5 protein-coding genes are annotated in these 3,715 nt (G+C 62.9%); 2 read left to right on the top strand and 3 right to left on the bottom strand.

Annotated features, from left to right (window positions below):
• Together EOA33_RS27890 and EOA33_RS27895 are read right to left on the bottom strand one after the other, a co-directional pair.
• Positions 1-419: efflux RND transporter permease subunit (locus EOA33_RS27890; RefSeq protein ID WP_190234390.1), on the bottom strand; the 419-nt coding region annotated here is incomplete at its 3' end.
• Entirely contained in the window at positions 413-748 is a 336-nt protein-coding gene (locus EOA33_RS27895) for a hypothetical protein (protein ID WP_245482455.1), read from the bottom strand. The genes EOA33_RS27890 and EOA33_RS27895, both read right to left, overlap by 7 nt.
• 167 nt (positions 749-915) lie before the next feature.
• On the opposite strand from EOA33_RS27895, the gene EOA33_RS27900 reads away from it, so the two are divergent.
• Both EOA33_RS27900 and EOA33_RS27905 read left to right on the top strand, forming a co-directional pair.
• Positions 916-1,497, top strand: a complete 582-nt coding sequence (locus tag EOA33_RS27900) for a TetR/AcrR family transcriptional regulator (RefSeq protein WP_126056017.1) — start codon at positions 916-918, stop codon at positions 1,495-1,497.
• Positions 1,498-1,556: 59 nt separating this feature from the next.
• Positions 1,557-2,345 (top strand): methyltransferase domain-containing protein, encoded by a 789-nt coding sequence (locus EOA33_RS27905; RefSeq protein ID WP_189375158.1) that lies wholly within the window; start codon positions 1,557-1,559, stop codon positions 2,343-2,345.
• A gap of 339 nt (positions 2,346-2,684) precedes the next feature.
• Here EOA33_RS27905 and EOA33_RS27910 read toward each other — a convergent pair.
• Positions 2,685-3,715: LacI family DNA-binding transcriptional regulator (locus EOA33_RS27910; RefSeq protein ID WP_348628266.1), on the bottom strand; the 1,031-nt coding region annotated here is incomplete at its 5' end.

The following is a 3,715-nucleotide window of genomic DNA, read 5'->3' on the forward strand; positions in this document are numbered from 1 at the left end:
ACGATGAGCACGAAATTGGGATTCTGCTTCTTGATCGTCACGCCGCCCTGGTTGACGATCGCCGGCAGCGAAGACGCGGCCTGCGAGACGCGGTTCTGGACGTCGACGGCGGCCGTGCTCAGCGGATAGCCGACATCGAAGGTGATGGTGATGGTCGAGGAGCCGTCATTGGAGCTCGTCGACGACATGTAGGTCATGCCCTGCACGCCGTTGATCTGCTGTTCGAGCGGCGTGGTTACCGTATCGGCCACGACCTGCGCGCTGGCGCCCGGATAGTGGGCGCTGACCACGACCTGCGGCGGCGTGATGTCGGGGAACTGCGACACCGGCAGCAGGAAATAGGCGATCGCGCCGGCGAGCACCATGATGATGGCGATCGCCGATGCGAAGATCGGACGTTGGACGAAATAGTTCACCATGAGACGCAGGCCTCGTTGAATGCTTTTGCTTCGCCAAACGCGTTGGCGATCCTGGACAGCTGCCGGCTACGCACTGAGCTTGAGTCTTCCAGAAAACGCGGCAGCGCCTTGCGGTCCGGCGCCTGCATGGCCGCCTTTGAACGCAGCATCGCCTCGAAGCTGCGCGGGTCGACCCGATCCGCCATCATCACCAGCCGGATCATCGGATCCCGGATGGCCTCGTCGATCGTCAGGTCTTTGCGCTTCTGCATAGGAGCGGTTCCTTGCTTGCGGCCCGCATCGGAATGATCGCGAACCGTTTTTCTCTTCTTCACCGGCCGAAGCCGCATGACAGGCAGGTTTCTGGCCCTATCTCACCCTGCAGGACCGATCGGGTCTTGTCGTTGACGCGGAGAGACATAGGTGTTACCAGTAAGTAACATTCTGGAAGTTACAGACCGGTAACACCTTAGTCAAGAGGTGGCCGAGGGATTTTTGGAAACGAAAGGAGATCATGATGGCAGACGGCGTCGTGGAGCGCTCTCGCCCCCGGGATCGGATCCTGGAGACGGCGCAGGACATGTTCCACAAGCACGGCATCAAGGGTGTTGGCGTCGACGCCATCACCGAGGCTGCCGGCACCAACAAGATGACGCTCTACCGTCACTTCGAATCCAAGGATGACCTGATCATCGAATGCCTGCGCGCCACGGCGGCAAAGGCTTCACGGATTTGGGACGAGTTCGAAGCCAGGCACCCCGGAGACAAGCTAGCCCAGCTGCATGACTGGGTTCAAAAGGCTTCGGAAATGCTCAGTGCCGATAGCCGCGGCTGCGACATGGCCAACGCAGCCGTCGAACTCAGCGAGACCGATCATCCGGCCAGACGCGTCATCAAGGAATTGAAGGAAGCCCAGCGCGAAAAGCTAGTTTCGCTCTGCCGCGAAGCCGGCATCGGCCAGGCCGAGCTTCTCGCCGACACGCTGTCGCTGCTGCTCGAGGGCGCGCGGGTCTCCATGCAGAGCGTCGGGTCGGAAGGCCCGAGCGCGCAGTTCGTGCGCATGGCGGAGGGCCTGATTGCGTCGTTCAGGGCGCGCTGATGTCGTCGCCTCATCCTGGCTCTGTGATCCTGCCTCAGAATCAGGCGCCCAGCTACGCAATGGGTCAGGCAAGTTTTCCGGAGATGTACGAGCGCTGGCTCGTGGGTAGCCTCTTCCGCCCTTGGGCCGAAGTGACCTTCGAAGAAGTAAAGCTGACTCCAGGCCATCGTGTCTTGGACATCGCCTGCGGCACAGGAATAGTTGCGCGCGTTGCCAGGGAACGGCTCGGTGCCGCCGGATGTGTTGTCGGCGTCGACATCAGCCCAGATATGCTTGCCGTCGCGCGCACCGTGGCGCCAGACATCGACTGGCGCGTGGGCAATGCCGGCGCACTGCCGCTCCGTGACGGAGAGCAGTTCGACGTTGTGGTCTGTCAGCAGGGGCTGCAGTTCTTTCCCGACAAGCCCGCCGCGGCGGCAGAAATGCGGCGAGCACTGGCGCAGGGCGGCCGGCTGGCAGTTGCCACTTGGCGCACCGATGAGGAAATCCCCTTCTTTCGAGAACTCCGCCGCGTCGCCGAGCGACTCCTCGGCCCAATCGCGGACCTGCGCCACAGCTTTGGGAATGCGCCGCCGCTCGAGGCGCTGCTCCGAGACGCCGGCTTCCACGACGTTCGATCAAGGACAATATCGCGCACCATACACTTTGAGGACGGCGCGCCCCTCCTGCGATTGAATACGATGGCGCTGGTCGGCATGAGTGCTGCCGGCAAGGCAATGGCCGATCAGGAACGCAAGCGGGTCGTGGAGGACATCGTGAGCGGGAGCGCGCCCGTGCTGCAGTCCCACTCCGATGGATCGGGCGTCGCTTTCGAACTCAGCACCAATCTGGCGACAGCTAGAGGCTAGGCGCGCAATTGGCCAGCACTCCTGATTTTCCAGTATGATTTGGCAATCCGGGTGAGGGGGCTGGCGTCGCCTCCGCATTTTCCATGCGGGCAAAGAAAAAGCCCGCTGCCGGGAGGAGGAGGCAGCGGGCTCGATTTCGAATGCGGCACGGGAGGAGGTGTACCGCATTCACCGTCGGCATCACATCTGGGAGGAGGAGACGGCCGACACCCAGATACGTACTGGTTGCTTAACGATTCGGCAACCATGAAACGTGCATAGCTGATGTGCAGAATTGCCGCACCCCTCGGCAATCCTCCGACAAATCCGGGCAAAGCAGCCTTGCCAAGGCAAGCTAACCTATTGAACCGGCACGTTTTCCTTGAAGATCAATCGCGGCTCGATGAATTTTTTCGTCAGGTACGGCGCCGAGGAGGCGATCGAGCCGAGCAGGCGGATCACCGACTGCTCGGCGATCAGTCGTGCATTCTGGTCGATGACGACATCGCAGAGATCGTCGACCAGATAGCCGCGCGTCTCCCTGGTCAGGTCATGGCAGATGAACACCGGCTTCGTGCGCGGCCTGGATTCCAGCAGCGCCTTTGCCACACCCGAGCGCCCGGCGCCGACGCAGTAAATGCCGAGCAGCTCCGGTTCGTTGTGCAGCGCCTTCATCGTCGCGGTGTAGCTCACCTCCGGCTCGTCATTGATCTCGACGGCGCTTGAGATGGTGAGGTTGGGGAATTCCTCGCTCAACACCGAACGGAAGCCCATTTCGCGCTCCTCATGGCCGCGGTAGGAACGCGAGCCGACCACCATGGCGAGATGACCGCTGCGACCGCCGAGGAAGCGGCCCATCAACAGCGCCGCCGTGCGTCCCGCCACCCGGTTGTCGATGCCGACATAGGCCGAGCGCGGCGCCGCCGGAACGTCCGACACCAGGGTGACGAGGCGGATGCCGGCCTCGACAAGCTCGCGCAGGATGTTGCGGGTTCTCGGATGATCGACGGCGATGACGCCGACGCCGTTCGCCTTGAGCGACAGGTTCTCGACGGCGCCCTGCAGCGTGCTGGGCGAGATGCCGGCAAGGCTGTGGATGCGGCAGGAGGCGACCAGCGGCAGGCGCGCCGCATAGTCCTCGATATGGCGGGCGAGATCGACCATGAAGGCATTGCTGCCGATCGGCAGGAAGAATTCCAGATGCGCCGGCTTCGACGGCAGCGCCACCTGGTCGACGACAGGCAGGTAACCGAGCTGTTTCGCCGCTTCCATGACGCGCTGCCGGTTGGCGGCGCTGGCGCCGGGCCGGTTGTTCAGCACCCTGTCGACCGTCGCGGTCGACAGCCCGCAGTTCCTGGCGATGTCGGCGACGGTGGCTTTCATGGTTCCAG

The organism is Mesorhizobium sp. M4A.F.Ca.ET.050.02.1.1 (genome assembly GCF_003997725.1).
Taxonomy (GTDB): Bacteria; Pseudomonadota; Alphaproteobacteria; order Rhizobiales; family Rhizobiaceae; genus Mesorhizobium.

Coding starts and splice junctions, on each gene's coding strand:
- EOA33_RS27895 (WP_245482455.1), bottom strand. CDS start 748: ATGCGGCTTCGGCCGGTGAAGAAGAGAAAAACGGTTCGCGATCATTCC.
- EOA33_RS27900 (WP_126056017.1), top strand. CDS start 916: ATGGCAGACGGCGTCGTGGAGCGCTCTCGCCCCCGGGATCGGATCCTG.
- EOA33_RS27905 (WP_189375158.1), top strand. CDS start 1,557: ATGGGTCAGGCAAGTTTTCCGGAGATGTACGAGCGCTGGCTCGTGGGT.